A 17,865-nucleotide genomic window follows, 5' to 3' on the forward strand; every position below is an offset into this window, starting at 1 on the left:
CGAATGCGGTCTATCAGTACTCCATGTACTGACTGACACACTGCATTCGCGAGCAAGCCCGCTCCCACATTCAGGCCTCGCCAGGCTTTAGATCCCGGCGTACCACCGGCCCCGACCGCTCTTCAATCTCCTGCTTGAGCCCCTGGCGCAGTCCCAGCAAAAACGCCAGCTCCGCCACCACAAACAGCGGCCCTACAATCAGCCCCGAGACGTCATCTACAAACGCCGGCTTCCTGCCCTCGTAATAGTGGCCGACAAACTGAATCACCCAGCCCACCACGAACATCCCAATACCGCTGCTGAGCCACACCAGCGTGCTTTGCGCCGCCAGCACATGCCCGGCCCACACGGATAAACCCATCAGTACCGTCATCAGCACACCCAGTGCCAGTTCCAGGCGCAGGTAAAACCACGCCGAAAACAGCGCGACAAGCACCGCCGGCGATAGCCACAGGCTGCCCACCGCCCACTCTGGACGTGACAGCAGCACGGCCACGGCCACCACGATCAACGGGATGCCGATAAAGTGGCTGGCAATATTGCGCGGGTCGCGGTGGTAGGCAGCGTATTGACTGAGGTGGTCGACGAGGCTTTTCATTGTTGTTCCTCCTGTAGGATGTTTGATCATGCCCTGTCCGCCTGTGACTAACTGTCAGCTGGGCGACAATCTTCGGAGTTCGCATGGACGTAGAGCAATGGCGCTCCCGGTTGGCCACCGGTCACTGGTTCAGCCACCTGCCCGCACCGTTTCAGCATAGCCTGCTGGCGCATGCCCGGTTGCGCCAGCTGGCGCCGGGGCAGTACCTGTTCAAGCGCGGTGATCCGCCCTGTGGCCTGTATGCGGTGCTTGAGGGCACGCTGCGCGTCAGTGCGGTGAATGAGCACGGCAAGGAGGCAGTGTTGAGCCTGGTGGAGCTGCCCTACTGGTTCGGCGAAATCTGCCTGTTCGACGGTTTGCCGCGCACCCACGACGCCTGCGCTGTCGGGCCGTGCACGCTGTTGCAGGTGCCGCAGCAGGCGCTGTTGAAAATTCTCGATGAACACCCCCGTTACTGGCGCGACCTCGCATTGCTGATGAGCCAGAAGCTGCGCCTGAGCTTTATCGGCCTGGAGCAACTGAGCCTGATGCCGGCCTCGGTGCGCCTGGCTCATCGTTTGTTGATGATCGTCGAGGGTTATGGCGATATCGAGCACTCCAGACGCGTGCTGCAATTGCCCCAGGAAGACCTCGCGGCGATGTTGAGCCTGTCGCGCCAGACCACCAACGCCTTGCTCAAGGACCTGCAAGCCCAGGGCGTCGTGCGCCTGGGGTACGGCGAGATCGAAATCCTCGACGCCCGGCGGCTGCGGGAGGCGGCGCAGACCTGAGGGTGGTAGCCTGCACACCTGATCAATCGAGGTGTGTTATGCGCGTGCTGTTAGTGGAACATGAATCCGAAGAGGCACAGCGGATGGCCCAGGGCTTGAACGAGGCGGGCTACAGCGTGGAAGTCGCCGCCAACGGCATGGCGGCGCAGCGTTTTGTCGAAAGCACCGAGTACGACCTGGTGATCCTGGACGTGATGCTGCCCGGCCTGAATGCCTGGAAATTGCAGCAGGCGATCCGGCAGAAGGGCGCCACGCCGCTGCTGTTCCTGACCACGCCAGGCGGGATTGAAGACCGCCTGCGCGGCCTGGAGCTGCATGAAGATGATTACCTGCTCAAGCCGTTCGAGAGCAAGGCGTTGGTGGCGCGGGTGAAGAAGCTGCTTCGGCGGGACCGGAGCCGGCAACTCTAGTGCCTGAACCATTGCTATCGCAGGCAAGCCAGCTCCCACATTGGCAGGTGTTCACAGATCAAATGTGGGAGCCGGGCTTGCCCGCGATGCGGCGTTGAAGGATCAGGGTAAGGGGTGTCTGGTCCATCGCTTTCGCGAGCAAGCCCGCTCCCACATTGGCAGGTGTTCACAGATCAAAATGTGGGAGCCGGGCTTGCCCGCGATGCGGCCTTGAAGGATCAGGTAAGGGGTGTCTGGTCCGTCGCTTTCGCGAGCAAGCCCGCTCCCACATTGGCAGGTGTTCACAAATCAAAATGTGGGAGCTGGGCTTGCCCGCGATGAGGTGTTGAAGGATCAGGGTAAGGGGTGTCTGGTCCATCGCTTTCGCGAGCAAGCCCGCTCCCACATTTGGAATGCATTCCCCTGTGGGAGCGGGCTTGCTCGCGAAGGGGCCATCACACACCACAGATTTACTTAGCGCAAGCCATCCCGAAACTGCCCTGGTGTCATCCCCGTCCAACGCTTGAACGCGCGGTTGAAGCTGCTGGTATCGGCAAAGCCGAGCAAATGACTGATCTCGGCCAGTGAGCACTGCAGGTCGCGCAGGTGCAGCAAGGCCAGGTTCTGCCGGCATTCATTGAGCAGTGCATCAAACCGGCAACCCTCATCCGCCAGGTGCCGCTGCAGGCTGCGCAGGCTCAAGTGCAAGGCCTGGGCAACGCGCTCGGCACTCGGTTCGCCGTCGGGCAATTGCGCCTCGATGGTCGCACGGACCTTGCGCTCCCAGGTCAGCGGTTGCAGCTGCGCGAGGGTGCGCTTGAGTACGGTTTCGTTGTGCTCGGCGAGTTCCGGGTTGGCGTCGTCCAGGTGGCTGTCGAAATCGTACGCGGCGAATTCAATACGGTCTTCCTCGGCGGCAAAGAACACCGGTGCGCGAAAGACCGTGTGCCACGGCGTGGGATCGGCCGGTGGTGGTCGGCGCAGGTACACCGCCAACGGTGCATAGTCGCGGCCCAGGCGGTTGCGGCAGGTGCGCACGTAGATCGCGGCAAACGCGTCGATGGCTTCCAGCGCCGGCGCCGGGCTGCCGGGCGGTTGCAGCAGGCGAAAACGGTAACGCTCACCGTCGCCGCTCAGCTCAAGCGCGAGGGCATCGCTGACCACCTGGTGATAGCGCACGATGCGCTCGAACACCTCGCGCAGGCTGCCGCTGGCCACCAGGGCATACCCCAACGCATGAAACGTGGTGGGGCTGACGAACCGCGACACCCGCAGCCCAATCGCCGGATCGCCGCTGGCCTGCACCGCCAGTTCCCACAACCGCGTGGTGGCTGACAGCGGGTAGCGCGCATTCGGGTCGTCCATCTGCTGCGGGTCGAGCCCGGCCTCGGTGCACAGTGCGGCGCTGTCGAGGCCCAGGGCGTCGAGCTGCTTGCGCAGGGCGCGGGTCCAGCTGGCGAGGGACGTGGGTTCGGTCATGACGATTGGCGCTTGCGGTCAACAGGTTGGCGTGTGCGGCTAGCGTCCGGCAAGAGGGCTTGGTGCAGGATGTAGCCATCAATGAACAAGAGGATGGAAGCATGGACGGTACTTCTGCAAGTCCCCAGCAGATGAACGCACAACAACGCTCGGCGCATATCCGTGAAGTGGTGCTCGCCGAAGGCGTCCGGTTGCGCCGGCAACACCCCTGGCTGCTGCATCAGGACGCGTTGGGCGCGGGCATCCTGGCCTTTGCGCTGCTCGGCATGGTCGGTTCGGCGGCGCTGTACATCACCGGGCACATGGCCTGGTGGGTATGCCTGCTGCTCAATGCCTTCCTGGCCTCACTGACCCATGAGCTGGAACACGACCTGATCCACAGCATGTACTTTCGCAAGCAGCGCCTGCCCCACAACCTGATGATGGGCCTGGTGTGGCTGGCGCGGCCGAGCACGATCAACCCGTGGATCCGCCGGCATCTGCACCTCAACCATCACAAGGTGTCGGGCACCGAGACCGATATGGAAGAACGCGCGATCACCAACGGCGAGCCTTGGGGCATCGCGCGTCTGCTGATGGTCGGGGACAACATCATGTCGGCGTTCATCCGCATGCTGCGCGCCAAGACCTGGAAGCACAAACTCAGCATCCTCAAGCGCTCATTGCTGGTGTACGCGCCGTTGGCGCTGCTGCATTGGGGCGCCTGGTACGTCTTCCTCGGCTTTCATGCCGCCAACGGCATCGCCAGCGTGATGGGCACGCCCATCGACTGGTCGGCCAGCACTGTGCAGATGATGCAGGTCATCGATATCGCCGCCGTGGTGATCATCGGCCCCAACGTGCTGCGCACCTTTTGCCTGCACTTTGTCAGCTCCAACATGCACTACTACGGCGATGTGGAGCTGGGCAATGTGATCGAGCAAACCCAGGTGTTGAACCCTTGGTGGCTGTGGCCGTTGCAGGCGTTCTGCTTCAACTTCGGCAGCACCCACGGCATCCACCACTTTGTGGTGAAGGAGCCGTTTTACATCCGCCAGATGACGGCCAAGGTGGCGCATAAAGTCATGGCCGAGATGGGCGTGCGCTTCAATGATTTCGGGACGTTTGCGCGGGCCAATCGGCTTGGCTTTCCACCGCCAGCAGCGTCTCGATCAGCGCCTTCGCCGCAGGCGACAAGCGCACCCCAGCGCGGCTGATCACGCCGCAGCGGTTGCTCAGGCTGTCGAGGGCGTGGGGCAGGTTGCGCCAGTGCAATACGCGCAATTCACCGCGGGCAAAGGCGTCGACGAAGGCTTCTTCGGCGCCCAGGCCAATGGCGTCCGACTGGCGCACGATGCTGGCCAGCGCGGCAAATTGCTCGAGTTCGATGGCAGGCGCAAAGTCGACGCGCCCGCTGAGGTTGGCCAACAGCTTGCGAATGCCGGGCGCGATCAGCGGCGTGGCCAGCGGGTAGCCGAACAGGTCGTTGGTGGACAGGCTGTCCTTGGCCAGCAGCGGGTGCCCGTCGCGGCAGAAAAACGCACTGCGGCGCGGCGTCAGGGCCTGGGTCTGGAAATTCGGGTCGGCTTCGAAATGGCGCACATCGGCAATGAAGAATTCGATCTCTTCGCGGTTCAGGCTGCGCCCGAGCTTTTCCCAGTTATCCACCTGCAGCGCGGTGCGCACCTTGGGGTAGGTGGTGATAAAACGCGCCATGGCCTGGGGCACCAGGTTCACCGCTGCCACGGCGTCACTGCCCAAGCGCACTTCACCGGCGTCGAGCTTGCTCATGCGCGTGACCTCATGGCTGAGCAGCGCTGCGCCTTGCACCAGGCTCAACGCGTGTTGCAGCACCACCTGGCCTTCCGGGGTCGGGCGCAAGTCTTTGTTGGCGCGATCCACCAGCACGCAGCCGAACTCCTGCTCCAGGCCCTGGATGCTGCGGCTGAAGGCCGGCTGGGTGATACCCATGGCATCCGCCGCGCGCACGAAACTGCGGTGCTCGTTGAGCGCGATGAAGTAGCGCAGTTGGCGAAGATCCATGGTGTGCCCGGCATCCTGTAGGAGAACCGGGATTTTAAGGCGGCTTCTTATTCCGTCAACGAAGCATGATTGTTTTATCTAGATCTTAAATGCATATCTATAGAGCGGGGGCCGTGCGGTAGGTCGCCGGGCTGAACACCCGCGTCACCACCAGCATCGTCACCACGGTCACGGTCAGCACGACCCAGGCACTGACGAAGCTGCCGGTCAGCTCACGCAGCCAGCCGGTCAGCCAGGGCGAGAGGGCATTGATCAAGAACCCCACGCCCTGCACAAAGGCCGCCAGTTGCCCGGCCTGGCGCGGGTCGCGATGGTGATCGAGGGTCAGCAGCAGGCTCAGGGCGAAACACGCACCGAGACCGAAACCGCACAAGGCCACCCACAGGTGCGGATAGTCCTGCGGCGCGAGGATCAGGCCGAGGTAACCCACGGTCTGCGCCAGCAGGCTGATGCCAAGCAGGGGCCGGCGGTCGATCCCGCGTTGCGCCAGCACCGGCATCAACAGCGCGGCGATCACCTGGAAGATCGTCATGAACGCCAGCAACGAACCGCTGGGCAACACGCCCCAGCCCAGTTGCTGGTAGTAGGCCGGCAGCCACGCCACCATGCTCATGTAGCCGCAATTGACCAGGCCGAAATACAGCGCCAGCAGCCAGGCGCGGCGATTGCGCAAGCCCTGGAACGCCGGCGCCACCTGAGGATTTCGCGCCGCGCCGAGGGGCAACCAGGCCCACAACAGCAACGCCCCCAGCGCCGGCAGCAGCCACACGCCGAGCCCCGCCTGCCATTGCTGGAAGTGCGTGGCCACCACCGGGCTGAGCAGTGCCGCCAGCCCGCCACCGGCCATCAGCGAGGCCGAATACACGCCCATCGCCACCGGCACACGGTGATGAAACTCGCGCTTGATCATCGCCGGCACCAATGCCTGGATCAACGCCACACCGGCACCTCCCAGCAGTGCCGTGACCAGCAGTGCCGAACCCTGGCCCATCAGCCAGCGCGCGAGGCACGCCAGCAGGATCATCATCAGGCCCAGGGCGATGCCACGCCGCTCACCCAGGCGTGCCTCCACGCGCACCCCCACCAGCGCCACCAGGCCCATGCACACCACCGGCAGGCTGGTCAGCAGGGCGCTGCTCTGGAAACTCAAGCCGGTGGCCTGGCGAATCTCGCCAAGCAACGGGCTGATGGAGCTGAGGATCGGCCGCAGGTTCAGGCCGAGCACCACCAACAGACCCCAGCCAGCGAGGGATTTATTCAGGCTCATGCAGGGTTTTCCACTGGTGGTACAACTGGGTCATCGCCGCGTCCGGCAGGTGCTGGATCGGCAGGCGTTGCTCGCTCAAGGGCAAGCCCACCTGTTGCCCGATCGCCGCCGTCGACAGGCCGAACGGCTCGGCCATTTCATTGCTGGCGGCAAACACTACGCGCTGGACACCGCACAAATACATGGCACTCAGGCACATCGGGCAGGGTTGGCCGCTGGCGTAGACCACGCAACCTTCCAGGCGCGCGCCGAGCTGCCGGCTTGCGGCGCGGATCGCCAGTAGCTCGGCGTGGGCAGTGGGGTCCTGGGTCAGGTGGATTTCATTCACGGCCTCCACCAGCACTTCGCCATTGCGCGTCAACACCGCCCCAAAGGGCCGGCCACCTTGGGCGACGTTCGCTTGTGCAAGTCGGATGGCGCGTTGCAGGTGCTGATGATCGTCGGTCATGGAGGCCTCTGGGCAGAATGCAGGGGTGAAGTATGGCCAGCCGCCGAGGTATTCTGAAATTAAATAAAACCATGCCAATCAGTGGCAAACGCAATGGTGACAGCGATGTTTGATCCCGTGTTGTTGCGCAGTTTTGTCGCCGTGGTGGACTGCGGCAATTTCACCCGTGCTGCCGAGCGCCTGCACTTGACCCAGTCAACTGTCAGCCAGCAGATCCGCCGCCTGGAAGAAGCGGTGGCGTGCCAGTTGCTGGACCGTGACCAGCGCCATGTGGTGGCCACGGCGGAGGGCGAGCGCCTGCTGGCCTATGCGCGGCGCATCCTCGCGCTGCACGAAGAAGCCGCCGATGTGTTGATCAACCAGCAAAGCGACGGCGTGCTGCGCCTGGGCGTTCCGGAAGACTTTGCCGCCGAACGCCTGATGCCATTGCTTTCGGCGTTCGTGCAGGCATTTTCGCGGGTGCGCCTGGAGGTTACCAGCGGCCTTGGTCCGGAATTGCAGCGCCAGTACCGCAGCGGTGAGTTCGATGTGTTGTTGGTCAAGCAGATGGGCGACAGCGCCGACTGCCTGGCCTCGTGGCCGGAGCCGTTGTGCTGGGTCGACAGCCGCAGCACGCCATCTCTGGGCCGTGACCCATTGCCGTTGGTGGCTTTCCCGGTGGGCGGGCTGTACCGCAATGAGATGCTCCAACACCTGGAAGTCGGCGGCTGGCGCTGGCGCATCGGGTATTCCAGCGCAAGCCTGGCCAGTGTGTGTTCAGCCGTGGCGGCAGGATTGGGCATCAGCCTGTTGCCCCGCCGCGTGGTGCAGGCCGGGCATGTGATAGTGGCTGCAGACAGCGGCTTGCCGCCGGTGGAAGGTGTGCGACTGGCGCTGTACGGCCGCACGGGCCTGGGGGCGGCAGGGCAGAGTTTGCAGCGTCAATTGCTCGATTTATGTGCAAACAGCCCTGCTTGAGCCATGCCTTTTCTGAATATTTTTTATGCCTGTAAAGCATCAGAAAACCGCGTGGCGGCGCCAGGCCCCGCAGGACGGGGCTTCGGCGTTTCCGAATGTTTCGTTTATTCAGTTTAGATCTATGTATAACTTTAAAGATTACTTTAAGAGATAAGCGTCTGGCCCCGATGATTCAGCCCTCGACGGCCTCAGGCAGGCCTGTCGGTTTTTTTGTTTCAAAACCGTAGGGAGTGAATCAATGGGCAATGTCCAGACCGCCGCCAGTGCACAAGAGGCGCAATGGCGCCAGGCACCGAGTGGTGAGTTGGTCGACCTTGGCCGGCCGCACCGCGCGCCGTTGGGGCAATTGCGTCTGCAGAAAACCCCGAAGCGCTTTTCGAGCCGCCGCGAAGGGATCCTGCTCGGGTTGCTGGTACTGGCCCTGCACGGTGCGGTGATTTATTGGGTGAGCCAGAAGCCCACCCCGGTGCTGCCGATTGTGCCGCCGGAAATCCCGCCGATGACCATCGAATTTTCCCAGCCGGCACCGCCGGTGGTCGAGCCGCCACCGCCTGTTCCGCCGCCACCGCCGCCGCCCGTGGTCGAGCCACCGCCACCGGTGGTGGACGAGTTGGCTGCCAAGCCGGCGCCGCCTAAACCGATTCCAAAGCCCAAGCCGAAGCCTGTGCCCAAGCCTGAGCCGAAACCTGCACCCAAGGCGGTCGAGCAACCGCCTGCGCCGCCCACGCCGGCACCTCCGGCCCCGGCGCCAGTGGCTCCGCCTGCACCGGCTCCAGTAACGCCCGCTTCAGCGAACGCGGCGTACTTGAAGAACCCGGCGCCGGAGTATCCGTCACTGGCCCAGCGTCGCGGTTGGGAAGGCACCGTGCTGCTGCGGGTGCATGTACTGGCCAGCGGCAAGCCGGGCGAGATCCAGATCCAGAAGAGCAGTGGTCGCCAGCAACTCGACGACGCCGCACTGGCCGCGGTGAAGCGTTGGAGTTTCGTGCCGGCCAAGCAGGGCGATGTCGCCCAGGACGGCTGGGTCAGCGTACCGATCGATTTCAAGATTCACTAACTATTCGGCTGCGGTGTGTTGCACACGCCGCGACCTGCACAGAGGGAAAACATCATGGCATTAGCATCTCCACTTGAATCCATCGAAAGCGCGGTGATCTGGCTGCTGGTGGTCTTTTCGGTCGCCACCTGGGGCCTGGCCCTGCTCAAGGGCGTGCAGTTCGGTCGCCTCAAGGCGCAGGATCGCAAGTTCCATAAACAGTTCTGGGCGGCATCCAGCCTGGACTCGGCGGCAGAACTGGCTGAAACCCAGCCTGGCGCTGCTGCCCGCGTGGCCCAGGCCGGCTATGCCGCGATCCAGGTTGGTGATGCGCCGCATGCTGCCGACCTGAGCCAGGCGATCAACCACCAGGACCGTCTTGAACGTGCCCTGCGCCAGCAGATCGTGCGTGAGCGCCGCTCGCTGGAAACCGGCCTGGCCGTGGTCGCCAGTATTGGCAGCACCTCGCCGTTTATCGGTCTGTTCGGCACCGTGTGGGGCATCATGGAAGCGCTCAAGGGCATCAGCGCGGCCGGTTCCGCCAGCCTCGAAACCGTGGCCGGCCCGATTGGTGCCGCGCTGGTCGCCACCGGTGTGGGGATCGCCGTCGCCGTACCGGCGGTGCTGGTCTACAACTATTTCCTGCGTCGCCTGAAGCTCACGGCTGCCGACCTGGACGACTTTGCCCACGACTTCTACAGCCTGGCGCAGAAGAACTCCTTCCGCGTGCTGCTGCACCCGGCCCTGACCAAAAACGCCGCCGGCAACCCGCAAAAAGTGAAGGAGGCGTCCTGAGATGGCCTTCTCCACGCAAGACAGTGATGAGGTGCTGAGCGAGATCAACGTCACGCCGCTGGTGGACGTGATGCTGGTACTGCTGGTGGTGTTTATCGTCACCGCGCCGTTGTTGACCAACGCGATCCCGATCAACCTGCCCAAGACCGAGGCCGTGGCCCCGGTGGAGCAGAAGGACCCGCTGGTGGTGAGCATCGACGGCGCCGGCAAGCTGTTTATCAACAAGGACGAAATCCAGCCGGACCTGCTGGAATTCAACCTGCAGGCGGCCAAGGCCAAGGACCCCGATGTGCGGGTGCAACTGCAGGCCGATGATGGTGTGAACTACGGCGAAGTGGCGCGAGCCATGGCGTCTATCGAGCGCGCGGGCATTACCAAGTTGTCGGTGATTACCGCACGTTAGCTTCAAATGCCTCGACAATTTTTTGGCCGTCTCCTTGGCAGGGTGCGGCCTTTTTTTTGCTCTTCAACTTGTTGCTTTCAGCGTGCAACTTGCATCTGTCTTTTGGTTATTAATAAATAGCTTCTTATTCCTTAACGAATATAACACCCGTCCCTATACTGATCAGCAACGTTAAACGCTGCAGGAGGGCACACCCATGCACAGCGAGTCGATTCGTTATCTGATCGTGCCGGGCTGGCAAGGATCGCCAGAAGATCATTGGCAAACCCATTGGCAAAACAGCCTGCCCAACAGCGCGCGCGTGGAGCAGGCCGACTGGCTGACGCCACGCCGCGAAGACTGGGTGGCCGCGCTGGCCGAGGCCATCGCCGCCGACAGCACGCCGGTGATCCTGATCGCCCATAGCCTGGGTTGCATCACAGTGGCTCATTGGGCCGCCACCGCACCCGTGCAGTTTTTGCGGCAGGTGCGCGGCGCCTTGCTGGTGGCCCCGGCCGATGTCGAACGCCCGGCCTGCTCGCCCGCCTTGCGCAACTTCGCCCCGATCCCGACCGACCTGCTGCCGTTTCCCAGCCAGGTGGTCAGTTCCGACAACGACAGCGCCGTCAGTGCCCCTCGGGCGCTGGAGCTGGCGCGCAATTGGGGCGCCGAAGCCGGAATCCTCTCGGGGGCCGGCCATATCAATGTGAAGTCCGGTCACCAACGCTGGGAGCAGGGCTTCGCCTACCTCTATCGCCTGCAAAGCCGCCTCGAGCATCACGCCCGGCGCACTGCCTGACCTTCTTTCAACGCCCCGTCCCTGAGTGGATTTGGGGCGGGAGCCTGCCATGAGTCTGCATGAAACCTACGGTCAGCCCCTGCTGACCTTCCCCGACGCCGAAAAAAGCCCGCTGAGCATCCGCGCCAAGGCCCTGGTGTTTGTCGATCCGCGCTCGCGCCAGCTGCGCGAAGACCTGGAAAACCTCGCGCCGCGCGCCTTGCCCGTGTTGATTCGCGGCGAGACCGGCAGCGGTAAAGAGCTGTTGGCGCGGCATATCCATCGGGGCAGCGACCGTACTGGCTTGTTTGTCTCGGTCAACTGCGGCGCCATCAGCCCGACTTACGCCGACGCCGAGTTGTTCGGCTACGCCGCCGGTGCCCACAGCGGGGCGGCCAGTAGCCGTGCCGGTTGGTTCGGCTCGGCCAATGGCGGCACCTTATACCTGGACGAGATTGGCGACTTGCCACTGCCGATCCAGGTCAAGCTGCTCGCGGCCCTGGAGAATCACGAAGTCACCCGCGTCGGCGCCCACCAGCCAAGCCCGGTGGATGTGCGGCTGGTGGCGGCCACCAGCATCGACCTCGCCCAGGCCGTAGCGGCCGGCAAGTTCCATGAGCGCCTGTTCCATTACCTGAGCGAAGGCCAGCTGGACTTGCCCGCATTGCGCGAGCGCGTCGGCGACATCCTGTCCCTGGCCGAATACTTCCTGGGCATCTACAGCCAGCGCCTGGACCTGCCGGTGCCGCTGATCAGCGATGCGGCGCAAAAGGTGCTGGAACACCACAGCTGGCCGGGCAATACCCGCGAGCTGGAAAACGTCATTCACTTTGCCTTGCTCGTCAGCAGCGGCGACGAGATTCTGCCCGAGCATTTGAACCTGCCGGTAGCGGGCTCGCCGCTGGAACAGGTGCAGCGCATCTTTGCCGCCGCCAGCCCTGCCGAGCAGGAAGCCTTGCGCGCCTTTCTACATGAACAAGCCGCTACATGAACAAAATGGAATATCAACGTGAATAAAAGATATTGTTCGGGAATAAAAAATCTAGGTATTGTCCATTCCACGCCGCGATAGCACTTCGCTGGCACACCACATAAAAAACGGTCGTCAGAGACGCCCCGGAATTTCGATAAGGACACTGCATGAAAAAGGTTCTGTTGTTTACCGCACTGGCGGCTGCCCTGACTGCAAGCTTCGCCCAGGCCAACGAGAAACTGGTGGTTGCCGCCACCCCGATCCCGCACGCCGAGATCCTCGAACTGGTCAAGCCAACCCTCGCCAAAGAAGGCGTGGACCTGGAAATCAAAGTCTTCACCGACTACGTACAGCCAAACGTGCAGGTTGCCGAGAAGCGCCTGGACGCCAACTACTTCCAGACCCTGCCGTACCTGGAAAACTTCAACAAGGGCAAGGGCACCAACCTGGTCACCGTGGTCGGTGTGCACGTTGAACCCTTCGGCGGTTACTCGAAAAAGATCAAGAACATTTCTGAGCTCAAAGATGGCGCCACCGTGGCCATCCCGAACGAAGGCTCCAACAGCGGCCGCGCCCTGTTGCTGCTGCAGAAAGCCGGCGTGATCACCCTGAAAGACCCGACCAACGCCCTGGCCACGCCGAAAGACATCGCCAGCAACCCGAAAAACCTGAAATTCAAGGAGCTGGAATCGGCGCTGCTGCCACGCGTGCTGGACCAGGTTGACCTGGACCTGATCAACACCAACTACGCCCTGGAAGCTGGCCTGAACCCAGCCAAGGACGCGCTGATCATCGAAGACGCCAAGTCGCCGTACGTGAACTTCCTGGTTGCCCGCCCGGACAACAAGGACAGCGACGCCATCCAGAAACTGGCCAAGGCCCTGACCAGCCCGGAAGTCAAAGCCTTCATCGAGAAGAAGTACAACGGCGCCGTAGTGCCTGCGTTCTGATGTAACCCAAAACCCCCTTCAAGGTTTGAACGCCGACGGCTACTACAGCGTCGGCGTTTTTTTATGGGCTTCAAAGGCAATCAAGACGGTAGGCGCTGGCTTGCCGGCGATGGCGGTGGGTCAGCCGGCCCATCGGCTACTGAAAGACCGCTATCGCAGGCAAGCCAGCTCCCACAGTTGGGCGGTGGGAGGGCTGGAATCCCTGCCACACAGCGACACTCTGGAGAAACTGCAACCAGCGAACGCCGGCTCTTGCTCAAATCCCAGCCACACAGCAGATCCCCCTGTGGGAGCCGTCGAGCCCCAGCGAGGCCGCGAAGGCGGTGTGTCAGCCACAGAAGGACCGTCAGTGCCGCCGCCTTCGCCGCCTCGCTACAGCTCGACATCTCCCACAATCAGGCCGCGCGGCTATTGATCGCCCTGCGCAACGCCACCAACCATTTCACCAGCTCCTGCGGATCAATCGGTTTCGTGTTGTTCATTGTTCATTCCCTCGAATCACAGACCCCCCAACCATAGCTGCCACCCATCAAACCCGCGAATCCGGCGGTTATCTTTTTGGGTGATATCAATATGCTATTTGGGTATTTAAATTTTGCTTTTTATACCTTTAGAGTTCGCGCTACCCGGCGTTACCCACGCCGGACTGGATTGCGCCCGCTGCATTACCCTTGCGGCGTCATGGACTCAAGATGACCTTCGATTTCGCTTTTATCCTCAGCACCCTGCCGGCGTTTCTCAAGGCCGTGGGAGTGACGCTGCAAGTGGGCCTGATCGCCATTGCCACCTCGTTGCTGGTGGCGCTGATCAACGCCGCGCTGCTGGTGTTTCGCACACCCTACCTGTCGCGCCTGGTGGCGCTGTACGTCGAGCTGGCGCGTAACACACCGCTGCTGATCCAGCTGTTCTTCGTGTACTTCGCTTTGCCCGCGCTGGGCTTGAATATCTCCGGCTTCTGGGCGGCGATCATCACCATGACGTTCCTTGGCGGTGCCTACCTCACCGAAGTGCTGCGCGCCGGCGTGGAAGCGGTGCCGCTGGCGCAGATCGAATCCGGCAAGTCCATCGGCCTCTCCGACTGGCAACTGCTGCGCCATGTGATCCTGCCCCAGGCCGGCATCCTCAGCCTGCCGGCGCTGTTCGCCAATTTCATCTTCCTGCTCAAGGAAACCACGGTGGTTTCCGCCGTGGCGGTGCCAGAGATTCTCTACACCACCAAGAGCTACATCGCCCTTTACTACAAGACTTACGAAATGCTCGCCGTGCTGACGCTGATTTGCGTACTGCTGTTTTTGCCGTTGTCGCTGCTGCTCAGCCGCCTGGAAAGGAGGCTCCAGCATGGCCAGTTCGGGTCTTGAGTTGTTGTGGGTGTCGTTGCCGCAACTGGGCAAGGGCGCCGCACAAACCCTGTCGATTTCGTTTCTGAGCATCGCCTTCAGCACCGTCGGTGGCGTGTTGTATGGCGTGCTGCGGACCTTGAACAACACACTGATCAACGCGGTCCTGCGGGTGTACCTGGAGCTGTTTCGCGCGATCCCGGTGCTGGTGTGGTTGTACCTGCTGTTTTTCGGACTGCCGATTTTCTTCGGCCTGAGCATTCCGAGCTTCTGGTGCGCCGTGCTGGTGCTGTCGCTGTGGGGCGCCAGTGAGGTGGGCGAGGTGGTGCGTGGCGCGTTGCATTCGCTGCCCCGTGGCCAGCGTGAAGCCGGCTTGTCGATTGGCCTGTCCGACCCGCAGCTATACGGCTATGTGCTGTTGCCTCAGGCCCTCAAGCGCATGACGCCGCCGACCATCAACGTGTACACGCGCATCATCAAGACCAGCTCGCTGGCGGTGCTGATCGGCGTGGTGGACGTGATCAAGGTCGGCCAGCAAATCATCGAACGCACCTACGAGTCGGTATTGATCTATGGCGTGCTGTTCCTGTTTTTCTTCTTTATCTGCTACCCGTTGTCGGCCGCCTCCAAGGTGCTGGAACGGCGCTGGGCCCAAGCATGAGCGCATTGATCGAGTTTAAGGGTTTCAACAAATTCTTCGGCGAGCAGCAGGTGCTCAAGGGCATCGACTTGAGCGTGCAAAGCGGCGAAGTGGTGGTGATCCTCGGCCCCAGCGGCTGCGGCAAAAGCACCTTGCTGCGCTGCCTCAACGGCCTGGAAGTGGCGCACAGCGGCAGCCTGCGATTCGCCGACAACGAACTGTTGGACAAAGCCACCGACTGGCGCCAGGTGCGCCAGGACGTGGGCATGGTGTTCCAGAGCTACCACCTGTTCCCGCACATGAGCGTGCTCGACAACATCCTGCTCGGCCCGCTGAAAGTGCAAAAACGCGACCCTCGCGAAGCCCGCGAACAGGCGGAAAAACTGCTCGAGCGCGTCGGCCTGGCCGACAAGCGCGACGCCTTCCCGCGTCAGTTGTCCGGGGGCCAGCAGCAACGTATCGCGATCGTCCGCTCGTTGTGCATGAACCCGCAGGTCATGCTGTTTGACGAAGTCACCGCGGCCCTTGACCCGGAAATGGTCAAGGAAGTGCTGGAAGTGATCCAGGGCCTGGCCCGCGATGGCATGACCCTGTTGATCGTCACCCATGAAATGGCCTTCGCCCGCGCTGTCGCCGACCGCGTCGTCTTCATGAAGGCCGGGCGCATCCTCGAACACAACACCCCCGAAGAATTCTTTACGAACCCGCAAACCGCACGCGCGCAGCAGTTCCTGGAGAAGTTTTCCTTTGTTTCAACACTGCCCAAGAAGAACCAGGAACTGGAGCTGATATGAAAAAGTTACTACTGCCCCTGATTGCCGTCGCATTACTCGCCGGCTGCGACAAAAAGGCCGAAGAGCCTGCAAAACCAGCGGCTGCCGCCGTGAGTTCGCTGGACAAGATCAAGGCGCGCGACAAGCTGATTGTCGGCGTATTCACTGACAAACCGCCGTTCGGCTTCGTCAACGAAGCCGGGCGCTATGTGGGCTTCGATACCGACATCGGCCGCCAATTCGCCAAGGACCTGCTGGGCGATGAAAACAAGGTTGAGTTCGTCGCCGTCGAGCCGGCCAGCCGTATTCCGTTCCTGCAAAGCGACAAGGTCGATCTGATCCTCGCCAACATGACCGTGACCCCGGAACGCAAGGAAGCGGTGGACTTCACCAACCCCAACCTGAAAGTCGCGGTGCAGGCCCTGGTGCCTAACGACAGCGCGGTGAAAAGCCTGGATGACCTGGCCACCCGCACCACCATCGTTACCACCGGCACCACCGCCGATATCTGGCTGACCAAGAACCACCCGGACTGGAAACTGCTCAAGTTCGAGAAAAACTCCGAATCGCTGCAAGCGCTGTCGGCCGGCCGTGGTGATGCGTACGCGCAGGACAACCTGGTGCTGTTCAGCTGGGCCAAGCAGAACCCGGGCTACCGCGTGCTGGAAGAAAAACTCGGCGACGAAGCGCCGATTGCGCCGGCGGTGAAGAAAGGCAACATCGAACTGCGCGACTGGGTGAATGCCGAGCTGGCGAAGTTGGGTGAGGAGAAATTCCTGCTCAAGCTGTACGACCAGTACGTGCGTAAAGAGCTGAGCGATGACACCAAGCCTGAGAGCGTGATTGTTGAAGGCGGCAAGTGGCAGGGTTGATCAGTCAGCTGTTGGGTGACTGATCTACCGTCTTCGCGAGCAAGCCCGCTCCCACATCGACCGAGTTCCACCTTTGGAATGCGGACAAATGTGGGAGCGGGCTTGCTCGCGAAGAGGCCGTTCCAGGCTCCTCTTATTCCGGCCAATGCCAAGCCGGTGCATCCAGAATCCCCTGTCCCACAATCCGCGTCTCCCCCAGCACCTTCTCCAGCACAATCGAATTGCACCCTTCATCTTGCTGCAACGCCGCAATCAGCCGGCTGGCATGTGACACCACCCACACCTGACACTGCTGTGACGCCTGGATAATCAGGCGCGCCAACGCCGGCAGCAGGTCCGGATGCAAGCTGGTTTCCGGCTCGTTCAGCACCATCATGGTCGGCGGCCGAGGCGTCAGCAGCGCCGCGATCAGCAGCAGGTAACGCAAGGTGCCGTCCGACAACTCCGCCGCCGAGAGCGGCCGCAGCAACCCCTCCTGATAAAACTCAAGGGCGAAGCGCCCACCCTGCAACGGCTGGATATTCAAGCGTGCACCGGGAAACGCATCGCTGACCGCGCGCTGCAAGGCCTCGGGGTCGCCAATCTCGCGAATGGTCTGCAACGCCGCCGCCAGGTCGCGACCGTCGTGGTGCAGCACCGGTGTGCGCGTGCCCAGTTGCGGTTGGCGCACCGGGGCATCGGCATCGCTGCGAAAGTGATCATAAAAACGCCAGCCACGAATGCTTTCGCGCAACAGCAACACTTCCGGTGAGCCACGCAGGCTGCCGACCTGGTCGAACAGGCTGTGGTAGTTCGGCGTGTGCTGGGCCAGCAAATCCCAGGCGCGGCCCTCGCGGGCGCGCACCATCGGCCCGGAGCGCTGCACCAGCAGGCTGGCTGGACGGTAGACGTGGCCGGCCCAGATGCATTCCTTCTTCACCTCCGGGTCCAGGGAAAAATACGACAGGGTCTTCTCCGGCAAGCCGAGGGAAATCGCGTAGCTGAAATCCTCGGCGGCAAACCCCAGGCGCAGACGCTTCACACCCTGGCGCACGACTGCTTCCACCGGCACCTCGCCGTTGTGCATGCGTCGGCTGATGGTCTCGGGCCCGGCCCAGAAGGTCGAGTCCAGCCCGCCCTCACGGGCCAGTGCATTGATCACTCCGCCCTGGGCGGTTTCGGCCAGCAGGCGCAAGGCGCGGTACAGGTTGGACTTGCCGCTGCCGTTGGGCCCGGTGATCAGGTTCAGCCGGTCCAGCGGCACCACCAATTTGTTGATCGAGCGGTAATTGGCCACCGCGAGGGTCTTGAGCATGGGCATTCAGTCGGCTTGGGAACCATTGGAGTATGGGAGCCTCCATGCAGATAAGGAACCCTGATCTAAGCTCACAGTCGCATACACACTGGCAAGTCGGCATCA

20 protein-coding genes are annotated in these 17,865 nt (G+C 62.4%); 14 read left to right on the forward strand and 6 right to left on the reverse strand.

Annotated features, from left to right (window positions below; translation table 11 throughout):
• Positions 1-70: 70 nt before the first annotated feature.
• Entirely contained in the window at positions 71-598 is a 528-nt protein-coding gene (locus QMX97_RS20675) for an Mpo1-like protein (protein WP_282397502.1), read from the reverse strand.
• An 83-nt stretch (positions 599-681) separates the two neighbouring features.
• Between QMX97_RS20675 and QMX97_RS20680 the strand changes: the two genes are divergently transcribed.
• Together QMX97_RS20680 and QMX97_RS20685 are read left to right on the forward strand one after the other, a co-directional pair.
• Complete coding sequence (locus QMX97_RS20680) at positions 682-1,368, forward strand: Crp/Fnr family transcriptional regulator (RefSeq protein WP_201143307.1); 687 nt, start codon at positions 682-684, stop codon at positions 1,366-1,368.
• A 38-nt stretch (positions 1,369-1,406) separates the two neighbouring features.
• Entirely contained in the window at positions 1,407-1,778 is a 372-nt protein-coding gene (locus tag QMX97_RS20685; RefSeq protein ID WP_065899553.1) for a response regulator, read from the forward strand.
• Positions 1,779-2,231: 453 nt separating this feature from the next.
• Here the strand turns inward: QMX97_RS20685 and QMX97_RS20690 are convergent, their stop codons facing one another.
• The gene (locus QMX97_RS20690) at positions 2,232-3,236 is read right to left on the reverse strand and encodes an AraC family transcriptional regulator (RefSeq protein WP_282397503.1); all 1,005 of its coding nucleotides are present in this window, start codon (positions 3,234-3,236) and stop codon (positions 2,232-2,234) included.
• Positions 3,237-3,337: 101 nt separating this feature from the next.
• On the opposite strand from QMX97_RS20690, the gene QMX97_RS20695 reads away from it, so the two are divergent.
• Entirely contained in the window at positions 3,338-4,432 is a 1,095-nt protein-coding gene (locus tag QMX97_RS20695; RefSeq protein ID WP_065899555.1) for a fatty acid desaturase, read from the forward strand.
• Here QMX97_RS20695 and QMX97_RS20700 read toward each other — a convergent pair.
• The 3 genes from QMX97_RS20700 to QMX97_RS20710 form a co-directional block, all read right to left on the reverse strand.
• Positions 4,323-5,258 (reverse strand): LysR family transcriptional regulator, encoded by a 936-nt coding sequence (locus QMX97_RS20700; RefSeq protein WP_282397504.1) that lies wholly within the window; start codon positions 5,256-5,258, stop codon positions 4,323-4,325. The two genes, QMX97_RS20695 and QMX97_RS20700, sit on opposite strands and share 110 nt — an antisense overlap.
• Positions 5,259-5,355: 97 nt before the next feature.
• Positions 5,356-6,525 carry a CynX/NimT family MFS transporter gene (locus QMX97_RS20705; protein ID WP_213552148.1) on the reverse strand — a complete coding sequence of 390 codons (1,170 nt, stop codon included), beginning with the start codon at positions 6,523-6,525 and terminating at the stop codon, positions 5,356-5,358.
• Entirely contained in the window at positions 6,512-6,973 is a 462-nt protein-coding gene (locus QMX97_RS20710; protein WP_282397505.1) for a nucleoside deaminase, read from the reverse strand. The genes QMX97_RS20705 and QMX97_RS20710 overlap by 14 nt, the downstream gene beginning before the upstream one ends.
• Positions 6,974-7,078: 105 nt before the next feature.
• Between QMX97_RS20710 and QMX97_RS20715 the strand changes: the two genes are divergently transcribed.
• From QMX97_RS20715 to QMX97_RS20765, 11 genes are all read left to right on the forward strand, one after another.
• Positions 7,079-7,930 (forward strand): LysR family transcriptional regulator, encoded by an 852-nt coding sequence (locus QMX97_RS20715; RefSeq protein ID WP_282397506.1) that lies wholly within the window; start codon positions 7,079-7,081, stop codon positions 7,928-7,930.
• Between the two features lie 238 nt (positions 7,931-8,168).
• Positions 8,169-8,987 carry an energy transducer TonB gene (locus tag QMX97_RS20720; RefSeq protein ID WP_262135629.1) on the forward strand — a complete coding sequence of 273 codons (819 nt, stop codon included), beginning with the start codon at positions 8,169-8,171 and terminating at the stop codon, positions 8,985-8,987.
• A gap of 51 nt (positions 8,988-9,038) precedes the next feature.
• The gene (locus tag QMX97_RS20725; protein ID WP_106805733.1) at positions 9,039-9,761 is read left to right on the forward strand and encodes a MotA/TolQ/ExbB proton channel family protein; all 723 of its coding nucleotides are present in this window, start codon (positions 9,039-9,041) and stop codon (positions 9,759-9,761) included.
• Position 9,762: 1 nt separating this feature from the next.
• Positions 9,763-10,164, forward strand: a complete 402-nt coding sequence (locus QMX97_RS20730) for a biopolymer transporter ExbD (protein WP_010565408.1) — start codon at positions 9,763-9,765, stop codon at positions 10,162-10,164.
• Positions 10,165-10,360: 196 nt separating this feature from the next.
• The gene (locus tag QMX97_RS20735; RefSeq protein WP_065899566.1) at positions 10,361-10,942 is read left to right on the forward strand and encodes an alpha/beta hydrolase; all 582 of its coding nucleotides are present in this window, start codon (positions 10,361-10,363) and stop codon (positions 10,940-10,942) included.
• Positions 10,943-10,991: 49 nt separating this feature from the next.
• Positions 10,992-11,912: a sigma 54-interacting transcriptional regulator gene (locus tag QMX97_RS20740; protein WP_282397507.1), complete on the forward strand. Its 921-nt coding sequence runs from the start codon at positions 10,992-10,994 to the stop codon at positions 11,910-11,912.
• A 149-nt stretch (positions 11,913-12,061) separates the two neighbouring features.
• Entirely contained in the window at positions 12,062-12,844 is a 783-nt protein-coding gene (locus QMX97_RS20745) for a MetQ/NlpA family ABC transporter substrate-binding protein (RefSeq protein WP_063033612.1), read from the forward strand.
• Positions 12,845-13,536: 692 nt separating this feature from the next.
• Positions 13,537-14,202, forward strand: a complete 666-nt coding sequence (locus QMX97_RS20750; protein WP_057725386.1) for an amino acid ABC transporter permease — start codon at positions 13,537-13,539, stop codon at positions 14,200-14,202.
• Positions 14,183-14,842, forward strand: a complete 660-nt coding sequence (locus tag QMX97_RS20755) for an amino acid ABC transporter permease (protein WP_032884905.1) — start codon at positions 14,183-14,185, stop codon at positions 14,840-14,842. Before QMX97_RS20750 ends, QMX97_RS20755 begins: the two co-directional genes overlap by 20 nt.
• Complete coding sequence (locus tag QMX97_RS20760; RefSeq protein ID WP_282397508.1) at positions 14,839-15,615, forward strand: amino acid ABC transporter ATP-binding protein; 777 nt, start codon at positions 14,839-14,841, stop codon at positions 15,613-15,615. The genes QMX97_RS20755 and QMX97_RS20760 overlap by 4 nt, the downstream gene beginning before the upstream one ends.
• Complete coding sequence (locus tag QMX97_RS20765) at positions 15,612-16,466, forward strand: transporter substrate-binding domain-containing protein (protein ID WP_106805458.1); 855 nt, start codon at positions 15,612-15,614, stop codon at positions 16,464-16,466. Before QMX97_RS20760 ends, QMX97_RS20765 begins: the two co-directional genes overlap by 4 nt.
• A 133-nt stretch (positions 16,467-16,599) precedes the next feature.
• On the opposite strand, the gene QMX97_RS20770 is transcribed toward QMX97_RS20765, so the two are convergent.
• On the reverse strand, positions 16,600-17,760 hold the full coding sequence (locus tag QMX97_RS20770; RefSeq protein WP_282397509.1) for an AAA family ATPase: 1,161 nt from the start codon (positions 17,758-17,760) through the stop codon (positions 16,600-16,602).
• Between the last annotated feature and the right edge of the window lie 105 nt (positions 17,761-17,865).

Origin of the sequence: Pseudomonas sp. PS01298 (assembly GCF_029959745.1) — a bacterium.
Taxonomy (GTDB): Bacteria; Pseudomonadota; Gammaproteobacteria; order Pseudomonadales; family Pseudomonadaceae; genus Aquipseudomonas; species Aquipseudomonas aylmerensis.